Origin of the sequence: Streptomyces sp. NPDC058086 (assembly GCF_042885015.1) — a bacterium.
Lineage (GTDB): Bacteria > Actinomycetota > Actinomycetes > Streptomycetales > Streptomycetaceae > Streptomyces.
Map to the genome: position 1 here is coordinate 46,657 of NZ_JBHVST010000018.1, position 15,850 is coordinate 62,506.

At 71.4% G+C, this 15,850-nt stretch carries 14 protein-coding genes; 4 read left to right on the plus strand and 10 right to left on the minus strand.

Annotated elements, in window-relative coordinates:
- Positions 1-98: 98 nt before the first annotated feature.
- Positions 99-440 carry an anti-sigma factor antagonist BldG gene (gene bldG, locus ACFVWD_RS16760; protein ID WP_010986038.1) on the minus strand — a complete coding sequence of 114 codons (342 nt, stop codon included), beginning with the start codon at positions 438-440 and terminating at the stop codon, positions 99-101.
- Positions 441-520: 80 nt separating this feature from the next.
- Between bldG and ACFVWD_RS16765 the strand changes: the two genes are divergently transcribed.
- Complete coding sequence (locus ACFVWD_RS16765) at positions 521-2,974, plus strand: DEAD/DEAH box helicase (protein ID WP_389596817.1); 2,454 nt, start codon at positions 521-523, stop codon at positions 2,972-2,974.
- Here ACFVWD_RS16765 and ACFVWD_RS16770 read toward each other — a convergent pair.
- The 7 genes from ACFVWD_RS16770 to ssd form a co-directional block, all read right to left on the minus strand.
- Positions 2,940-3,386, minus strand: a complete 447-nt coding sequence (locus ACFVWD_RS16770) for an Rv3654c family TadE-like protein (RefSeq protein ID WP_389596818.1) — start codon at positions 3,384-3,386, stop codon at positions 2,940-2,942. The genes ACFVWD_RS16765 and ACFVWD_RS16770 overlap by 35 nt on opposite strands.
- Complete coding sequence (locus tag ACFVWD_RS16775) at positions 3,383-3,808, minus strand: TadE family type IV pilus minor pilin (protein ID WP_389596819.1); 426 nt, start codon at positions 3,806-3,808, stop codon at positions 3,383-3,385. The genes ACFVWD_RS16770 and ACFVWD_RS16775 overlap by 4 nt, the downstream gene beginning before the upstream one ends.
- A complete protein-coding gene (locus ACFVWD_RS16780) occupies positions 3,795-4,001 on the minus strand; it encodes a DUF4244 domain-containing protein (RefSeq protein ID WP_248296872.1) in 207 nt (68 codons plus the stop codon). Before ACFVWD_RS16780 ends, ACFVWD_RS16775 begins: the two co-directional genes overlap by 14 nt.
- Positions 4,002-4,081: 80 nt before the next feature.
- A complete protein-coding gene (locus ACFVWD_RS16785) occupies positions 4,082-4,864 on the minus strand; it encodes a type II secretion system F family protein (protein ID WP_389596821.1) in 783 nt (260 codons plus the stop codon).
- Positions 4,861-5,694: a type II secretion system F family protein gene (locus ACFVWD_RS16790; protein WP_389596931.1), complete on the minus strand. Its 834-nt coding sequence runs from the start codon at positions 5,692-5,694 to the stop codon at positions 4,861-4,863. The genes ACFVWD_RS16785 and ACFVWD_RS16790 overlap by 4 nt, the downstream gene beginning before the upstream one ends.
- Before the next feature lie 32 nt (positions 5,695-5,726).
- Complete coding sequence (locus tag ACFVWD_RS16795; protein ID WP_389596823.1) at positions 5,727-6,923, minus strand: TadA family conjugal transfer-associated ATPase; 1,197 nt, start codon at positions 6,921-6,923, stop codon at positions 5,727-5,729.
- Positions 6,920-8,014 carry a septum site-determining protein Ssd gene (ssd, locus tag ACFVWD_RS16800; RefSeq protein WP_389596824.1) on the minus strand — a complete coding sequence of 365 codons (1,095 nt, stop codon included), beginning with the start codon at positions 8,012-8,014 and terminating at the stop codon, positions 6,920-6,922. The genes ACFVWD_RS16795 and ssd overlap by 4 nt, the downstream gene beginning before the upstream one ends.
- Positions 8,015-8,610: 596 nt before the next feature.
- Here ssd and ACFVWD_RS16805 point away from each other — a divergent pair.
- A complete protein-coding gene (locus ACFVWD_RS16805; RefSeq protein ID WP_389596826.1) occupies positions 8,611-9,444 on the plus strand; it encodes an HAD family hydrolase in 834 nt (277 codons plus the stop codon).
- Positions 9,445-9,803: 359 nt separating this feature from the next.
- Here ACFVWD_RS16805 and ACFVWD_RS16810 read toward each other — a convergent pair whose 3' ends face one another.
- A complete protein-coding gene (locus tag ACFVWD_RS16810) occupies positions 9,804-10,628 on the minus strand; it encodes a Fic family protein (RefSeq protein WP_168509914.1) in 825 nt (274 codons plus the stop codon).
- A 101-nt stretch (positions 10,629-10,729) separates the two neighbouring features.
- Between ACFVWD_RS16810 and ACFVWD_RS16815 the strand changes: the two genes are divergently transcribed.
- Positions 10,730-11,710 carry an ATP-binding protein gene (locus ACFVWD_RS16815; RefSeq protein ID WP_384917623.1) on the plus strand — a complete coding sequence of 327 codons (981 nt, stop codon included), beginning with the start codon at positions 10,730-10,732 and terminating at the stop codon, positions 11,708-11,710.
- Here ACFVWD_RS16815 and ACFVWD_RS16820 read toward each other — a convergent pair.
- Positions 11,700-12,971, minus strand: coding sequence for a hypothetical protein (locus ACFVWD_RS16820; protein ID WP_389596828.1), 1,272 nt, complete (start codon positions 12,969-12,971; stop codon positions 11,700-11,702). The genes ACFVWD_RS16815 and ACFVWD_RS16820 overlap by 11 nt on opposite strands.
- 334 nt (positions 12,972-13,305) lie before the next feature.
- Here ACFVWD_RS16820 and ACFVWD_RS16825 point away from each other — a divergent pair, with 334 nt between their 5' ends.
- Entirely contained in the window at positions 13,306-15,720 is a 2,415-nt protein-coding gene (locus ACFVWD_RS16825; RefSeq protein ID WP_389596830.1) for a bifunctional SulP family inorganic anion transporter/carbonic anhydrase, read from the plus strand.
- The last annotated feature ends 130 nt before the right edge of the window (positions 15,721-15,850 follow it).

Genomic DNA, 15,850 nt, shown 5'->3' on the forward strand with positions numbered 1-15,850 from the left:
GGCGTGCTGTCAGGGGGCCGGGCCGCCGAGGCCCGGTCCTCCGTCCATTGCTTCTACCGTCTCGGACGCCACATCACTCGTGAGGCCCGGGTACGGGGTCAGTCGGTGGCCGCTACCGCTTCCTCGACCGAGGTGTGGATGGGGAACACCTTGGTGAGACCGGTGATGCGGAAGATCTTCAGAATGCGCTCCTGGTTGCAGACCAGTCGCAGCGAGCCCTCATGGGCACGGACACGCTTCAGGCCGCCCACCAGCACGCCGAGCCCGGTGGAGTCGAGGAAGTCCACGCCCTCCATGTCGACGACAAGGTGAAAATTGCCGTCGTTCACCAGCTCGACCAGCTGCTCGCGCAGCTTGGGCGCGGTATATACATCGATTTCGCCACCGACCTCGACGACCGTACGATCGCCGACGGTACGGGTCGACAGGGACAGGTCCACGGATCCTCCAGCACCTTGCTATCGAGCGGTCATCCCAAGGGACACCTCGGCAGAGCCCCCGGGACGGTTCGCCAGCCGCGATGGCATTCAATCACTTACCGGCAGGCGTGCACGACGCCTTGGCCCCATTGTCCGTCACGCCAGTGACACACTCGGTGCCGATGGCCAAGAATCACCGATCCGATCGACCCTCGACGGACACCGCTTCCCGCCCCGATCCGGGCACGGTCCTTGACCGGCTCGCCTCGGGGCCGAGCCGGGCTTCGCGCATCACTCATACGGAGCACTTGCCCCCGCGGGCGGGTCGCCATGCAGTGTGGCCCGACCGGATCCGTCCGGAGGTCATCGCCGCGGTGCAGGCCGCGGGCATCGAGCACCCCTGGGCCCACCAGGCGCTGGCCGCCGAGCACGCCCTGGACGGCGACTCCGTGATCGTCGCCACCGGCACCGCCTCGGGAAAGTCCCTGGCGTACCTCACACCGGTCCTGACGGCCCTTCTGGACGGCTCCGAGGCTCCGAACGGCCGGGGGGCCACCGCGCTCTATCTGGCCCCCACAAAGGCCCTTGCAGCCGATCAGCGCCGGTCGGTGAAGGAACTTTCACAACCTTTGGGCAAGGCGGTTCGCCCAGCCGTGTACGACGGCGATACTCCGTTCGAGGAACGCGAGTGGGTACGGCAGTACGCCAACTACGTCCTGACCAACCCCGACATGCTGCACCGCGGGATATTGCCCTCCCACCCCCGCTGGTCCTCCTTCCTCCGCGCCCTGAAGTACGTCGTCATCGACGAGGTCCACACCTACCGCGGTGTCTTCGGCTCCCATGTGGCCCAGGTGCTGCGCAGGCTGCGCCGTCTGTGCGCCCGCTACGGCTCCTCCCCGGTCTTCCTGCTGGCCTCCGCGACCGCCGCGGAGCCCTCGGTCGCCGCCCGCCGGCTGACCGGCCTCCCGGTCGTCGAGATCGCCGACGACGCCTCCCCTCGCGGCGAACTCGTGTTCGCCCTCTGGGAGCCCCCGCTCACCGAGCTGCACGGCGAGAAAGGAGCACCCGTTCGGCGTACCGCCACCGCCGAGACGGCCGACCTCCTCACCGACCTGACCCTCCAGGGCGTGCGCTCCGTCGCCTTCGTACGGTCCCGCCGCGGCGCCGAGCTGATCGCGGTGATCGCCCAGGAGCGTCTCGCCGAGATCGACCGCTCACTGGCCCGGCGCGTGGCCGCCTACCGCGGCGGCTACCTCCCCGAGGAACGCCGCGCCCTGGAGCGCGCCCTGCACTCCGGCGAACTCCTCGGCCTCGCCGCCACCACCGCCCTCGAACTCGGCGTCGACGTCTCCGGCCTGGACGCCGTCGTCATCGCGGGCTACCCGGGCACCCGGGCCTCCCTGTGGCAGCAGGCGGGCCGCGCCGGCCGATCGGGGCAGGGCGCACTCGCCGTCCTCGTCGCCCGCGACGACCCGCTGGACACGTTCCTCGTGCACCACCCCGAGGCCCTGTTCGACCAACCGGTGGAATCCACCGTCCTCGACCCCGACAACCCGTACGTCCTCGCCCCGCACCTGTGCGCCGCCGCCTCCGAGATCCCCCTCACCGAAGAGGATCTGGAGCTCTTCGGCCCGGCCGCCGCGGATCTAATGCCGCAGCTGGAGGCCGCGAAGCTGCTGCGCCGCCGGACGACGGCGTGGCACTGGACCCGTCGGGAGCGGGCCGCCGACCTGACCGACATCCGCGGCGAGGGCGGCAGTCCGGTACAGATCGTCGAGGCCGGGACCGGGCGGCTGCTCGGCACGGTCGACGCGGGCTCCGCGCACACCACGGTCCACGAGGGCGCGGTCCACCTCCACCAGGGCCGTACGTACCTGGTGAAGCACCTGGACCTGGAGGACTCCGTCGCCCTGGTCGAGGAGGCCAACCCGCCGTATTCGACGGTCGCCCGCGACACGACGTCCATCTCCGTCCTGGAGACGGACACCGAAGTCCCCTGGGGCGAGGGCCGGTTGTGCTACGGCTCCGTCGAAGTCACCAACCAGGTCGTCTCCTTCCTGCGTCGTCGTGTCATCACCGGTGAAGTGCTGGGCGAGTCGAAACTCGACCTCCCTCCTCGTACGCTCCGCACGCGCGCCGTGTGGTGGACGGTCACCGAGGACCAGCTGGACGCGGCCCGGATCAGCCCGGAGATCCTCGGCGGCGCCCTGCACGCCGCCGAGCACGCGTCGATCGGCATGCTCCCGCTGTTCGCCACCTGCGACCGCTGGGACATCGGCGGCGTGTCCATCCCGCTGCACCCGGACACGCTCCTGCCCACGGTCTTCGTCTACGACGGCCACCCGGGCGGCGCGGGCTTCGCGGAGCGCGCCTTCCACACCGCCCGGGCCTGGCTCACCGCCACCCGGCAGGCCATCGCGTCCTGCGAGTGCGAGGCCGGCTGCCCGTCCTGCATCCAGTCCCCCAAGTGCGGCAACGGGAACGAGCCGCTGCACAAACGGGGCGCTGTGCGGCTGCTCACTCAGCTGCTGCGGGGGGCGCCGGAGGGCTAGGCCCCGGCTCCTGCGGTCTCGCGGGACCGGCTCTGGACCTGACCTCCACGTCGAAGGGTCCGGCGCCCGACGCAGCCGTGACGTCCGAGATCTCGCCCTCCACGGCGCACCGCACCAGCCGGGCCCGCTGGGCACGCGCCACCCGGTCCGCCTGGGCGCAGGCCGCGTTGCCGCCGTCCGACCAGTGGTCCGCCGCGGCGAGCGCGGCCAGGTCGGCCGCCCCCGCCGCGCGGTGCCGGACCACGACCGCCTGTCCCATGGCCAGGACGGCCCCGAACACGACACACAGGACGGCGATCGCCCCGACGGTCCACACGGTGGCCGATCCTCTGTCCGAGCAACGGGGCCGGTAGGTGTGCCATCTGTTCCAAGCGGCCGTCCGCGCGACGTGACCGCGGCTCCAGACCCTCATCCCCTCACCACCCCCACCGTCTCCTCCGCCAGCGCCACGGCCTCGTCGCTCAGCTCCAGCGACAGTCCGTCCGGTCCCGGCGCGCTCGCCTTGACCGTGACCCGGACGAGGTCGCCCTCCCGGGTCACCGTGACCCTGGCGCCGCGCGGTGCCGCGCGGCGTGTCGTCGCCGCCACCGTGTCCGGCGGGTCCTGGCGGGCCGCCGCACGGGCACCCGCCCTGGCCGCGTCCACGCACTGGATCTGCGCCGACGCGGCGAGCAGGGCCCAGACCAGCGCCATTCCGACGAGCACCAAAGAGGGCAGCACCACGGCGGCCTCGGCGGTCACGAATCCCCGGTCCCGGTCCCGGTCCCGGCTCCGGCTCCGGCTCCGGCTCCGGGCCCGGCCCCTTCCCGCCGTCCCGCGTTCACATCGGGGCATTGAGCGCCCGCCCCACGATGTCCTGCAACTCCGCGCCGACCTGGCCACTCGTCACCACCTTGTAGAGCACCGCCGCGAAAGCCACCGCCGCGAGGACACCCACCGCGTACTCGGAGGTGACCATTCCCGCGTCCCTGCGCACCGCCAGACCCAGCAGCCACGCCCGCATCCGTACGCCCACCGTCTTGCACATCTCAACCCCCGTAAGGTTCGAATCTGTTGATCGTCCGTCGTTCAGCTGATCGTCCGTTGCTCAGCCCAAGCCGTAGCCCGTCATCCGCCACCCCCTCCCAGCACCCCGTCCGCCAGCCCGATCACCACGGGCAGGACGCCCATCGCGAGGAACGCGGGAAGAAAGCACAGCCCCACGGGCGCGGTGACCATGACGGCTGCCCGACGCGCCCGCGCCGTCGCGGTGCGGCCCCGCTCGGCGCGGGCCTCCATGGCGAGCCGCCCGACCGGCACGGCAGCCGGTACGCCCGACTCGCCCGCCCGTTCCAGCAGCCGCGCCAGCGCCCCCGTGCCCGGGAGCGACGCCAACCTCCGCCATGCCTCGGCCGGTTCGCCCCCGAGCCGTACCTCCGCGGCGCCCCGCGCGAGCCGCTCCCCCACCGGTCCGCCCAGGGCCTCGCCAACCGCCTGCGCTGCGACCACGGGGTCCGCCCCCGCCGCGATACAGGCCGCGACCAGGTCGGCCGCCAGGGGGAGTTGCCGGGCAGCCAGTGCCGCGTCGTACTCCTCCACCGGCCCCGGTCTGCGACGCTGCCGCCACCGCCAGGCCCCGAACCCGGCCAGCAGCCCCACCACAACCCCGGCAAGACCGCCGACCAGCACCCAGCCGGCGCACACCGCGCCCGCCACCGGCAGCCACCGCCGGACGACGTCCCGGACCGCGAAGTGCCGCTTCTCGGGTGTCCTCTCCAAGGCCAGCAGGTCGGTCAGCCTTCTGCGCGCCCGTCGCTCACGCCGCGCCGCACCCAGCGCCCGGGGCAGCCACCCCAGCGCGAGCGCCCCGCACACAAGCGCCCCCAGCCTGTGGACAACTTCTGTGTTCATGCCGCCTCCGCTCCCTTCACGATGCGCAGCGCCCACCACAGCCCCACGCCCTCCAGCACTCCTCCGACCACCAGACAGCCCAGGCCCGGCCCGCTGTGCAGCAGCACGTGCAGCGGATCGGCGCCCAGCGCGGTGCCGAGCAGAAGGCCCATAACGGGCAGCCCCGCGAGCATCACCGCCGTGGATCGCGATCCCGCCAATTGGGCTCGCAGGTCGGCCCGTTGGTCCCGCTCCGCGCACAGGGCCCCTTCCAGGCGGTCGAGTCCCGCCGCCAGGCCCGCGCCCCGGTCCACCGCCACCCGCCAACACGCGGCGAGCCCCACCAGCCCGTCGGCCCCCGGCTGCCGTGCCGCGTCGGTGAGCGCGCCCGGCACATCACCGCCGAACCGTGCCGCCGCCAGCACCACCGCCTGGGCCTCGCCGAGCCCGCCCGAGTCACGCGCGGCTCTCCGCAGGGCCTCGCCCGGCTGATGCCCGGCCCGCACCTCGCCGGCCAGCGCCCCGCACAGGGCGATCACCGCCTCACCCCGCTGCTCCCCCGCGCGCCGCGCCTCCCCGGCCCGCCGTACTCGGCGGAGCAGCGGCATCCCGGCCGCCCCGAGGAACAGCGGCACCACGGACGCGCCGAGTACCGCGATCACCAACCCGGCGACCAGCGACCACCCTTCGGGACGCAGCCGCCCGCGCAGCCGCCGCCACTCGGCCCGTGCCCGCTCCCACGCCGGCGGTCCGGTGGCCACCACCCCGCCAGCAGCGCACAGCAGCCGCGCCCTGCGCGCCCCCGCGTCCCACCCGCCCATCAACCAGGCCGCCGCCCCGGCACACGCCATGGCAGCCCCCACCGAGATGTCACCGACCCCCGTCAACACAGCCCACTCCCCTCGGTCCCGTCCCGGAGCAGCCCCCGCAGCCGCTCCCACCCCCGCTCGTACGCGAACGCCTCCGCGCCCCACCGCAGCGCGGGCACCGTCACCACCAGCCCCGTCGCATCGCGCTCCAGGACATGCACCTCGGCGATCCGCCGCCGCCCGGCCCGGTCCCGTACGAGATGCAGGACCACGGACAGCGCCGCCGCCAACTGACTGTGCAGCGCCGCCCTGTCGAGCCCTGCCGCCGTGCCCAGGGCCTCCAGACGGGCCGGTACCTGCGCCGCAGCATTCGCATGCACCGTTCCGCAGCCGCCCTCGTGGCCGGTGTTGAGCGCCGCCAGGAGCGACACGACCTCCGGTCCGCGCACCTCGCCGACCACCAGTCGGTCCGGTCGCATGCGCAGGGCCTGACGGACCAGGTCCTGCAGCGCCACGAGTCCGACGCCCTCCTGATTGGCGGGCCGCCCCTCCAGGCGCACCACATGGGGATGGTCGGGCCGCAGCTCCGCCGAGTCCTCGGCCAGCACGATCCGCTCCCCGGCGCCGACCAGCCCAAGCAGCGCGCTCAGCAGGGTCGTCTTGCCGCTTCCGGTGCCGCCGCTGATCAGGAACGACAGCCGGGCGTCCAGCAGGGCTCTGAGCACTCGGTCCCCGCCCGGCGGGACTGTCCCCGCCGCCACCAGCTCGTCGAGGGTGAACGCGCGCGGCCTTACGACCCGCAGCGACAGGCAGGTGGAGCCGACGGCCACCGGGGGCAGTACCGCGTGCAGGCGGGTGCCGTCCGGAAGCCGGGCGTCGACCCAGGGGCGGGCGTCGTCGAGCCTTCGCCCGGCCACGGCCGCGAGGCGCTGCGCGAGGCGTCGTACGGCCGCCGCGTCCGGAAAGGAGACGCCCGTCAGTTCCAGGCCACCGCCCCGGTCCACCCACACCCGGTCCGGCGCGGACACCAGGACGTCGGTCACCGACGGGTCGGCGAGCAGCGGCTCCAGCGGCCCACTGCCGACCAGCTCGGAGCGCAACCGCTCGGCGGCGCCGAGGACTTCGGCGTCTCCGAGCACTCGCCCCTGCTCGCGCAGGGCCTGTGCCACGCGCGCGGGAGTCGGCTCCGACCCGCTCTCGGCGAGCCACTGCCGTACGCCGTCCAGCAGTCCCGTGCCGGTCCCCGCGCCCGTGCCCGCCTCCCAGCTCATACGCCCCCGCCTTCCACCGGAACCCGCGCCCAGAAGGCCGTGCAGAACCGGGCGAGCGGCCCCCGCGACGCTCCCCCGGGCGGCACGCCGGTGTCTGGCAGCGTGGATTCCGCGGGCACCTCTCCGACCAGCGGCAGTCCGAGCAGGCGGGCCACTTCGCGGTCGTCGAGACCCGGCGCATAGGGGCCGCGGACTGCGACGCGCAGGTCGCGCAGGACCATGCCGACCACGGACGCCACCCGTTTGGCCGCCGCGACGGCGCGCAAATCGGCGGGGACCACCAGCAGCCCGAGGTCGAGCTGGGCGAGGGCTTCCGCGACGCCATCGTCGACGCGGCGGGGCAGGTCGACGACCACGGTGCCGCCGCGCCGTCTGGCGGCGGCCAGGACCGCGCGGACGGCCTGCGCCGGGATGGTGACGCAGTCGCCGCGGTCCCAGCTGAGGACGCGCAGCGCGTGCAGTGCGGGAAGGGACTCCTCCAGGGCGCCGCCGCCGACCCTGCCGCGGGAGGCGGCGAACGCCGGCCAGCGCAGGCCTTCGGCGGCCTCTCCGCCCAGGAGTACGTCGAGTCCGCCACCCAGAGGATCCGCGTCCACGAGCAGGGTGCGACGTCCCTCGCGCGCAGAGGTGACGGCGAGCGCGCAGGCCAGCGTGGAGGCTCCGGCCCCGCCGCGGCCGCCGATCACTCCGACGGTGAGCGCGGGGCGGCCGACTCCCTCGGCCACATCGGCGATGCGGTCGACGAGCCACTGCTCGCCGTCCGGAAGCATCAGGACGTGGTCGGCTCCGATCTCGACAGCCCGTTTCCAGACGCCGGAGTCGTCCTGGTCCCGGCCGATCAGCACCACTCCGGGTCGGCGCGCCGCTCCGCGCACGCGCCGCGCCGCGTCGTCGCCTACCAGGACGAGCGGTGCCGCCTCCCAGCTGCCGCGGCCCTCGGGCACCCCGTGGTGGACCTCCGGCCTCGCGCCCGCCGCGGCGCACAGGCGCAGCAGGTCGTCGAGGAGTTCGGCGTCCTCCGTGACGATCAATGGTCCGCCCTGCCGCCCGTCGGCGGCGGGCGGCAGGTCGTGTGTGATGGCTCCCGCCACGATCTCCAGCCCCCTTCGCTGCTCCTTGCGCGGAGCTCGCAAGGTCCTCTGCGGACCCGCGATTCCCTCTCGTGTGAAGAACCGGCAAGCGGCCTCCATATGAACGGCCGATACGAACCGGCCAAACGCGTCCGACAAACGGAACCGGCCATGAACTTGCCGCGAGGAACTTGCCGCGAGCGGGACGCGCTGGAATCACGGTGCAGCGATCCAGAAAATCGTGTGGATCTTGGTCGATAACTGTGGACAACTCAGTGGTTGTGAATATCGCCTTCACCCATACCGGTGAGCCGCCTGCGACTTCCACAGAGCAGCCTCACGGATACGCAGAGTGACGAAACATGGGCGTGCAGAGGGGGCGGCCACAGCGGTGACTAGGGGGTCCTGGGGTCGCGCGAGAGAGGGGAAAAACCCATCCGGACATGCGACGACCCCCGCCGGGGGGGAGAGCGGGGGTCGTCCCCACGGCCGACTCGGGGGGGGAGGAGTCGGACCGGGTTAGCACGGTCGCGAACGATCCGTGACTTCCATGGTGTACCCGAGAGCCCTCTCAGGCAAACCCACGCGCCCCACACTAGCCCGAATGGTGGGCGCATATGCTCGGGCCCGTGGAAAACCACTCCTTGCCTCGCACGGCAGCCTTCTTTGACCTGGACAAGACGGTCATTGCGAAGTCGAGCACGCTCACGTTCAGCAAGTCGTTCTACCAAGGCGGGCTGATCAACCGAAGGGCCGTGTTGCGCACCGCATATGCCCAGTTCGTGTTCATGGCGGGCGGCGCGGACCACGATCAGATGGAGCGGATGCGCGCATACCTGTCCGCGCTGTGCCGCGGCTGGAACGTCCAGCAGGTCAAGGAGATCGTCGCCGAGACGCTGCACGACCTGATCGACCCGATCATTTACGACGAGGCCGCCTCTCTCATCGAGGAGCACCACACCGCCGGGCGCGATGTCGTGATCGTCTCCACGTCCGGGGCAGAAGTGGTCGAGCCGATCGGAGAGCTGCTCGGCGCAGACCGGGTGGTGGCCACACGCATGGTCGTCGGCGAGGACGGCTGCTTCACCGGAGAAGTGGAGTACTACGCGTACGGGCCGACGAAAGCCGAGGCGGTCAAGGAGCTGGCCGCGTCCGAGGGGTACGACCTCGCGCGCTGCTACGCCTACAGCGACTCCGCGACCGATGTTCCGATGCTGGAGGCCGTCGGCCATCCCCATGCGGTGAATCCGGACCGTGCGCTGCGACGCGAGGCGCTTGCCCGCTCGTGGCCGATTCTGGACTTCCACCGGCCGGTCCGGCTCAAGCAGCGGCTGCCCGCACTGTCGGTGCCGCCGCGTCCGGCGCTCGTCGCGGCGGCCGCGATAGGAGCGGCGGCGGCCACGGCGGGACTCGTCTGGTACGCGAGCAAGCGGCGCACGACGGTGGTGTGAGCGCGACACGCGTGTGCGTGCGGCACATTTACGTCCGATTCGCCGCCATTTGAACCTAAAAGTAAAGAAGTGCAGTCAGGGGTTCCGCTTCCTCTGGACCAGGAGTAGAAAGGGGTTAACGGCCCGCGAGACCAAGGACATCCGAAAGGATCACCTTCAAACGCAACCGAAGGCCCCACGGACCGCGCATGGACATCGAGCACCCACGCGACGTCGACCCGTCGATTACGGGCCAGCCGCACCAGGTGACGGGCAGGAGTTCCCGACCTGATGGGCAACATATCGAGGACGCTTGGTAACCCGGTGAGCATGCCAGCGGCGGTACGAGAACTCGTACCGCCGCAACCCTGTCCGGAGACTTACGCCGCGCCGCGCTGAAGCGCCTCGCAGACAGCTGTCGACTCCCTGGCTCCCAGTTCAATCGCCCTGCCGCAGTGGGCGATCCAGGTCGCCATGCCCTGCGGGGTGCCGGAGACATAGCCTTCCAGGGCCGCCAGATAGGCCGCGCGGCCCAGCTCGGCGTGACCGACCTCCGCCGGGCAGACGGATTTGGGGTCGAGGCCGCTGCCGACCAGAACGATGCGCTCGGCCGCGCGTGCGACCAGGCCGTTGTGGGTCCCGAAGGGGCGCAGGGCGAGCAGCTCGCCGTGTACGACGGCAGCCGTCACCAGCGCCGGGGCCGAACCACCCGCGATGATCAGCTGCGAGAGCCCTTCGAGTCGGCCGGCCACCTCGGTCGCGTCGGGCAGGGGCAGCTCGACGAGCGGCTCGTCGACCGGTTCGCCGTCCTGACGGGGCCTGCCGACGGTGTCCCCCTGGTCCGCAGCCGCGACGAGGTGCAGCCGGGCCAGCACCCGGAGGGGCGACTGCCGCCAGATGGACAGCAGTTGGCCCGCCTCGGCGGTCAGCCGAAGAGCCGCGCCGACCGTCTGGGCCTCGTCGTCACCGCTGAAGTCGGTGCGTCGACGCACCTCTTCGAGGGCCCAGTCGGCGCCGGACAGCGCCGCGGAACCACGGGCTCCCCGCAGTGCGGCCTCGGAAGTGATCTCGTTGCTGCGGCGCCGCATGATCCGGTGTCCGTAGACCCGGTCCACTGCCTTGCGGACGGACTCGACGGATTCGGCCACGCCGGGCAGCGAGCCCAGGGCCGCGAGCGGATCGGCGGTCGCGCCTGTCGTACTCATGAGTACGACCCTACGCACCCCGGCGGCCCGCCCCACGAAGGAGTGGTCTTCTTCACGTCACCAGGGCACTGTGCGCAGTCACCCCACTACCCTTGGTGAACATGAAAATTGCTTTCGTAGGGAAGGGCGGCAGCGGCAAGACGACCCTGTCCTCCCTCTTCATCCGCCACCTCGCGGCCTCGGGATCGCCGGTCGTCGCGGTGGACGCCGACATCAACCAGCACCTGGGGGCCGCCCTCGGCCTCGACGAGGCGGTGGCCGCCGGGCTGCCCGCCATGGGCCCGCGGCTGCAGCTGATCAAGGACTACCTGCGCGGGTCCAATCCGCGGATCACGTCCGCAGAGACGATGATCAAGACGACCCCGCCCGGTGAGGGGTCCCGACTGCTGCGGGTGCGCGAGAACAATCCGGTGTACGACGCCTGTGCGCGTCCGGTGGAACTCGACGGCGGCGCCGTCCGTTTGATGGTCACCGGCCCGTTCAGCGAGGCCGATTTGGGAGTGGCCTGCTACCACTCCAAGACCGGTGCAGTGGAGCTCTGCCTGAACCATCTCGTCGACGGCCAGAGCGAGTACGTCGTCGTCGACATGACGGCGGGCTCCGACTCCTTCGCGTCCGGCATGTTCACCCGCTTCGACATCACGTTCCTCGTCGCCGAGCCGACCCGGAAGGGAGTCTCCGTCTATCGGCAGTACAAGGAGTACGCCCGCGACTTCGGAGTCATCCTGAAGGTCGTCGGCAACAAGGTGCAGGGCCAGGACGACATCGACTTCCTCCGCGCCGAAGTGGGTGACGACCTCCTGGTCACAGTCGGGCACTCGGACTGGGTGCGCGCCATGGAGAAGGGCCGCCCACCCCGGTTCGAGCTCCTGGAGGACGCCAACCGCCGCTCCCTGCGCACCTTGCAGACCGCCGCAGACGCCACGTACGAGCTGCGGGACTGGGAGCGCTACACGCGCCAGATGGTGCACTTCCACCTGAAGAACGCGGGCAGCTGGGGCAACGAGAGGACCGGGGCCGACCTGGCGGCGCAGGTCGACCCCGGTTTCGTACTAGGAGAGGGACTGGTGGCTACGGCTTGAGGGCCGGCGCCCCGGGAATGCCCTTCGGGGCCGGGGCGGGGCGGCCCGACAGGAAGGACGCCCAGCCCTGCTTCGGGGCCTCTCCGACGGTGAGGCCGCGCAGCCTGTCCAGCGTGGTCGGGTCCTGGGCGTCGAGCCAGTCGGCGAGTTGCCGGAAGGAGACGCAGCGGACGTCGGGCTTGTTGCAGACGTTCTCCACGACCTGGTCGATGGCACGCATGTAGGTGCCGCCGTTCCAGGACTCGAAGTGGTTGCCGATGATCAGCGGCGCGCGGTTGCCGTCGTAGGCGCGGTCGAAGCCCTTGAGCAGGCCGTCACGCATCTGGTTGCCCCAGTACTCCCGCTTGTCGGGGTCGCCCTGGGTCTGCGTGCCCGACTGGTTGACCATGAAGTTGTAGTCCATGGTGAGCTGCTCGAAGGTGTGCCCGGGGAAGGGGACCAGCTGCATCGACAGATCCCACAGGCCGTTCTTCTTCTTGGGCCAGAGCTGGTTGTTGACGCCGCTGGTGTCATAGCGGAAGCCCAGCTGCCGTGCCGCCTTCATGAAGTTCTTCTGGCCCTCCAGGCAGGGCGTGCGGGCGCCGATGAGCTCCTTGTCGTAGTCGAAGGGCAGCGGAGCCGCGTTCTTCATGCCCACGTTGGTCTTCCAGGACTTCACGAACGCCTTCGCCTGGGCGATCTCGCTCTTCCACTCCGCGACCGACCACTCGCCGACACCGCCTCCCGCACCACAGAAGTGGCCGTTGAAGTGCGTGCCGATCTCGTTACCCTCCAGCCACGCACCACGTAGCTGCTCGACGGTGTCCTTGATGCCCTTCTCGTCGTTGAAGCCGATCTCCGAGCTGCCCGGCGAGTGCTCCGGCGGCTTGTACAGCTCGCGCTTGTCCTCCGGCAGCAGGTACACGCCGCTCAGGAAGTACGTCATCGTCGCCCCGTTGTCCTTGGCGACCTTGCGGAAGTGCGAGAAGAGCTTCTGGCTGTCCTCGCCGGCGCCGTCCCACGAGAAGACCACGAACTGCGGGGGCTTCTGACCGGGCTTCAGCCGCTCGGGCTTGGGCAGATTCGGCTGCGCTCCGGTGTACGCGGTGGAGCCGTCGCCGATCAGGCGGACCACGCTCTGGGGCGCCGGGGCCCCCGCGGCCTCGTTCGCGCCGTGCGCGCCTTCCTTGGAACCGGTGGTGCCGGTGGCGCAACCGGCGAGCGCCGTGGCGCAGGCCGCGGCGACTGCTACGCCCGCGGCGATCCTCTGGGTGGCGGCCATTTCCGCCCACCTTCTTCCTTCTGTCAGAGCAACGCCGCTTTGGGCGTTCTATGGTGTTGTGCGGCTAAATGCCGACAGCGCCGTCAAGGTCGCACGGGGGCGAGACCGAATAAATACGACAAGCCGATAAAAAGATCGGTTCACCCACGAGGGTGAATTAATGCCCCATTTGCCACTAAAGTCCGCATGAGAGCTTTACTCTGGATTACGATCTATTTACCGAGCGTTGAAAGTCCCGCCACTGCACGCCGTGACCCACGGCCGCGATCTGCCCCCGTCCTCCCTGGACGGGGATCACCTGTTCCGCGACCGCGCTGCCCCGGAGGAGACGGGAATGTCTGCCTGCGTCCCCACCCGCGCCGCCGACTCGACTCGGCCCAGGCGCATCCACCAACCCCACAGCCCCCCGCCGACCCCGCCCCGCCGATTCCGTATCGCGGGCGCCGATCTGTCGGCCTCGATCGCGGTCTTCCTGATCGCCCTGCCTCTGTCCCTCGGCATCGCCCTCGCCACCGGCGCGCCGCTCCAGTCGGGGCTCGTCGCCGCCGCCGTGGGCGGACTCGTCGCCGCACGGCTCGGCGGCTCACCGCTCCAGGTGAGCGGGCCCGCCGCCGGGCTCACGGTCGTCACCGCCGAGCTCATCCACCGCTACGGATGGCGTACGACCTGCGCCATCACCGTCCTCGCCGGAGTCGCCCAGCTGGGCCTGGGATGCCTGCGCGTGGCCCGCACGGCGCTCGCCGTCAGCCCCGCGATCGTGCACGGCATGCTGGCCGGCATCGGTGTGACCATCGCCGTCGCCCAGCTGCACATCGTGCTGGGCGGCACCCCGCAGAGCGCCGTGCTCGACAACCTGCACGCGCTACCCGCCCAGTTGGCGCGCGTTCACCCCGCGGCGGTCTCGATGAGCGCGCTGACACTGACGCTCCTCTTCGCCTGGCCACGAATTCCCGGACGGGTCGGGCACGTCCTGCGCACCGTGCCGGCCGCGCTGGTCGCCGTCGCGGGGGCTACCCTGACCGCCTCACTCACCGGGCTGGTCCTGCCCAAGGTCGACCTGCCGTCCTGGAGCAGCCACGCGCTGGCCGGGCTGCCCGAGGGGCCGGTGCTCGGGATCGCCGCCGCCGTTCTCACCGTCACGCTGGTGTGCAGTGTGCAGTCGCTGCTCGGCGCCGTGGCCGTGGACAAGCTGGTGGCGGGGCGACCCGCGCAGCAAGCCCGGGTGGGCCGCTCCGACCTGAACCGGGAGTTGCTCGGTCAGGGCGCCGCCAATGTCGTCTCCGGCGCGCTCGGCGGGCTGCCCGTCGCCGGGGTCGCCGTGCGCAGTTCGGCGAATGTGCAAGCCGGTGCCGTGAGCCGGAACTCCACGATGCTGCATGGCGTTTTCGTAGCAGTTGCCGCGCTGCTGATGGTCCCGATCCTGGAGCTGATCCCCCTCGCATCGCTCGCCGCCCTGGTGATGGCCGTCGGCATCCAGATGGTGTCCCTGCACCACATCCGCACGGTCACCCGCCACCGCGAAGTGCTGGTGTACGTCGTCACCACGCTCGGCGTCGTGTGCCTCGGTGTTCTCGAGGGCGTGGCGCTGGGGGTCTCCGTGGCCGTCGCCGTCGCCCTGCACCGCCTCACCCGCACGCGCATCACGCATGACGAGAGAGGAGCAGTCCATCACGTACGAGTACGAGGGCAGCTGACGTTCCTCGCGGTGCCTCGGCTCAGCCGCGCCCTGCACCTGGTACCTCAAGGGGCGCATGTGGTCCTGGAGTTGGATGGATCGTTCATGGACCACGCGGCATACGAGTCCCTGCAGGACTGGCAGAACGCGCATGTCGCGCGAGGCGGCACGGTCGATTTGACCGGTCGGACCGGCACCCGGATCGCCGAGCCCGCGGGCTCCTCCCACTGCCACTGCCGCCCCTGGACGCCGTGGCGCAACCACCACTGCGAACCTTCCGCCGGCCCGCAGCCCGCATTCGCCGACGACCGGTCGGGTGGGGCGGGCCGGGCAGACGGGTCGGAGGGGCCGGACGGTGCCGCCGGGCGCGATGGCCGGAGCGGGCAGAGCGGTCAGAGCGGTCATCAACTGGCGCGCGGGATCAGCGCGTTCCAGCGCAACACCGCGCCCCTGGTGCGGGGTGAGCTGGCGCGGCTGGCACGGGAAGGGCAGCAACCGTCGCAGCTGTTCCTGACCTGTGCCGACTCGCGGCTTGTCACGTCGATGATCACCTCCAGTGGTCCGGGCGACCTGTTCGTCGTACGCAACGTGGGCAACCTCGTGCCGAGACCCGGGGAGGAGAGCGGGGACGATTCGGTGGCCGCGGCGATCGAGTACGCGGTGGACGTACTGCATGTGCGATCCATCACGGTGTGCGGGCACTCCGGGTGCGGGGCCATGCAGGCCCTGTTGAACGCGGAGCCCGGCGGGGCACAGACCCCACTCAAGCGGTGGCTGCGGCACGGGCTGCCGAGTCTGGAGCGGATGGCCGCCAAGAACCGCCCCTGGGCCCGGCTGGCCGGGCGGGCGCCGGCCGACGCGGTGGAGCAGCTGTGCCTGACCAACGTGGTGCAGCAGTTGGACCATCTGCGGGCGCACGAGTCAGTGGCGCGGGCCCTGCGGGAGGGTGCGCTCGAGCTGCACGGGATGTACTTCCACGTCGGGGAGGCGCAGGCGTATCTGCTGGTCGAACGCGACGACGGCGAGCTGTTCGATCATGTGGGGGCGACGGAGGATCTGCGGCACCCCGCCTGACCTCGCCGCCCGTGTGACCTCGGCGTGGGGGGGGGGCCCCGGGGGGGGGGGGGGCCCCCCCCCCGACGGATTGTTGGGGGGGGGGTTTTTGGGGTGGAGTATTAAAAAAATAAACAGCGCGCGCAAGGTT

Coding starts and splice junctions, on each gene's coding strand:
- ACFVWD_RS16765 (WP_389596817.1), top strand. CDS start 521: ATGGCATTCAATCACTTACCGGCAGGCGTGCACGACGCCTTGGCCCCA.
- ACFVWD_RS16790 (WP_389596931.1), bottom strand. CDS start 5,694: ATGGCGTGTGCCGGGGCGGCGGCCTGGTTGATGGGCGGGTGGGACGCG.
- ACFVWD_RS16775 (WP_389596819.1), bottom strand. CDS start 3,808: ATGCCCCGATGTGAACGCGGGACGGCGGGAAGGGGCCGGGCCCGGAGC.
- ACFVWD_RS16820 (WP_389596828.1), bottom strand. CDS start 12,971: ATGGCCGCCACCCAGAGGATCGCCGCGGGCGTAGCAGTCGCCGCGGCC.
- ACFVWD_RS16795 (WP_389596823.1), bottom strand. CDS start 6,923: ATGAGCTGGGAGGCGGGCACGGGCGCGGGGACCGGCACGGGACTGCTG.
- ACFVWD_RS16815 (WP_384917623.1), top strand. CDS start 10,730: ATGAAAATTGCTTTCGTAGGGAAGGGCGGCAGCGGCAAGACGACCCTG.
- ACFVWD_RS16825 (WP_389596830.1), top strand. CDS start 13,306: ATGTCTGCCTGCGTCCCCACCCGCGCCGCCGACTCGACTCGGCCCAGG.
- ACFVWD_RS16785 (WP_389596821.1), bottom strand. CDS start 4,864: ATGAACACAGAAGTTGTCCACAGGCTGGGGGCGCTTGTGTGCGGGGCG.
- ACFVWD_RS16805 (WP_389596826.1), top strand. CDS start 8,611: ATGCTCGGGCCCGTGGAAAACCACTCCTTGCCTCGCACGGCAGCCTTC.
- ACFVWD_RS16780 (WP_248296872.1), bottom strand. CDS start 4,001: ATGTGCAAGACGGTGGGCGTACGGATGCGGGCGTGGCTGCTGGGTCTG.
- ACFVWD_RS16810 (WP_168509914.1), bottom strand. CDS start 10,628: ATGAGTACGACAGGCGCGACCGCCGATCCGCTCGCGGCCCTGGGCTCG.
- ACFVWD_RS16770 (WP_389596818.1), bottom strand. CDS start 3,386: ATGAGGGTCTGGAGCCGCGGTCACGTCGCGCGGACGGCCGCTTGGAAC.